The following is a 1,357-nucleotide window of genomic DNA, read 5'->3' as shown; positions in this document are numbered from 1 at the left end:
GGCGGCGGCGTCCATCGCGGCCTGCGCGGCGGTCACCCCGGTCCGGCGGGCGACGTACTCGGTGATCGTCTCGGCCCCGCGCTCCGGCTCCTGGGGCAGGTGGCCCACGGTCGCGTCCGGCGGCGAGAGCGTGACCGTGCCCTCGTCCGGCTTGTCCTCGCCGGCCAGCAGGCGGAGCAGGGTGGACTTGCCCGCCCCGTTCACGCCGACCAGCCCGACGACGTCCCCGGGGGCCACGACCAGATCGAGGCCGGTGAACAGGATCCGGGCGCCGTGCCCGGCGGAGAGGCCCGAGGCCTGGAGTGTCGCGCTCATGTCGGTCCTAGGGTACGGCCATGACGCTGGAGTCCTTCCCCGACGACTGGTCGCGCGCGCTCGTCGTCGTCGCCCACCCGGACGACATGGAGTACGGCGGGTCCGGAGCGGTGGCCCGGTGGACGTCGGAGGGCAAGGAGGTCACGTACCTGCTGGTCACCCGGGGTGAGGCGGGGATCGACTCGATCCCGCCGAGCGAGTGCGGGCCGTTGCGGGAGGCCGAGCAGCGGGCGGCGTGCGCGGCGGTGGGCGTCTCGGAGGTGGAGTTCCTGGACCACCCGGACGGGGTGGTCGAGTACGGGCTGCCGCTGCGCCGCGACATCGCCGCGGCGATCCGGCGGCGCAGGCCCGAGCTCGTCGTCACGATGAACTTCGGCGACACCTTCCCCGGCGGGCACCGGAACATGGCCGACCACGTCCACGCGGGCCGTGCGGCCCTGGACGCCTGCCGGGACGCGGGCAACCGCTGGGTCTTCCCGGGTGCGGGCGGGGAGCCGTGGACCGGGGTGCGGTGGCTGGCGATCGCCGCGACGACGCACCCGACCCACGGCGTGGACGTCACGGCGGTGTTCGACCGGGCCGTCGCGTCGCTGGCCGCGCACGAGCGGTACCTGGCCGGGCTGGGGGACGGGTCGACCGATCCCGAGGCCTTCCTGCGGCCGATCGCGGAGGGCACGGCGCAGGACCTGCCCGGTGCCACCCTCGCCACCGCGTTCGAGCTGGTGGATCTGTGAGCAGCACGGCACGGCGGGAACACCGGGTGGCGACATAGGGTCGATGGCGTGAACCCGTCCACCGCCCAGGCCCGCGTGGTCGTGGACGAGCTGGTCCGCCTCGGCGTGACCGACGCCGTCCTCTGCCCGGGCTCGCGCAACGCCCCGCTGGCGTTCGCGCTGCACGCCGCCGACGCGGCCGGGCGGCTGCGGCTCCACGTGCGGATCGACGAGCGCACCGGCGGGTTCCTCGCGCTCGGCCTCGCCCTGGGCTCGGGGCGCCCGGTCCCGGTGGTGACGACGTCGGTCACGTCGTCGGCGTTCCAGAC

3 protein-coding genes are annotated in these 1,357 nt (G+C 75.5%); 2 read left to right on the top strand and 1 reads right to left on the bottom strand.

Annotation, left to right across the window (positions count from 1 at the left end; all coding sequences use genetic code 11):
- Positions 1 to 315: ATP-binding cassette domain-containing protein (locus H5J29_RS32875; RefSeq protein ID WP_181784788.1), on the bottom strand; the 315-nt coding region annotated here is incomplete at its 3' end.
- A gap of 20 nt (positions 316 to 335) precedes the next feature.
- Here H5J29_RS32875 and H5J29_RS32870 point away from each other — a divergent pair.
- Together H5J29_RS32870 and H5J29_RS32865 are read left to right on the top strand one after the other, a co-directional pair.
- Positions 336 to 1,049 carry a PIG-L deacetylase family protein gene (locus H5J29_RS32870; protein ID WP_181784787.1) on the top strand — a complete coding sequence of 238 codons (714 nt, stop codon included), beginning with the start codon at positions 336 to 338 and terminating at the stop codon, positions 1,047 to 1,049.
- A 48-nt stretch (positions 1,050 to 1,097) separates the two neighbouring features.
- Positions 1,098 to 1,357: thiamine pyrophosphate-binding protein (locus tag H5J29_RS32865; protein WP_312858510.1), on the top strand; the 260-nt coding region annotated here is incomplete at its 3' end.

Origin of the sequence: Pseudonocardia pini (genome assembly GCF_013870575.1) — a bacterium.
GTDB classification, from domain to species: domain Bacteria; phylum Actinomycetota; class Actinomycetes; order Mycobacteriales; family Pseudonocardiaceae; genus Pseudonocardia; species Pseudonocardia pini.
This window is presented reverse-complemented; position numbering and strand designations above follow the sequence as displayed.

Bases quoted from the DNA above. Each gene is read 5' to 3' on its own strand.
- H5J29_RS32870 (WP_181784787.1), top strand. From the start codon at position 336: ATGACGCTGGAGTCCTTCCCCGACGACTGGTCGCGCGCGCTCGTCGTC.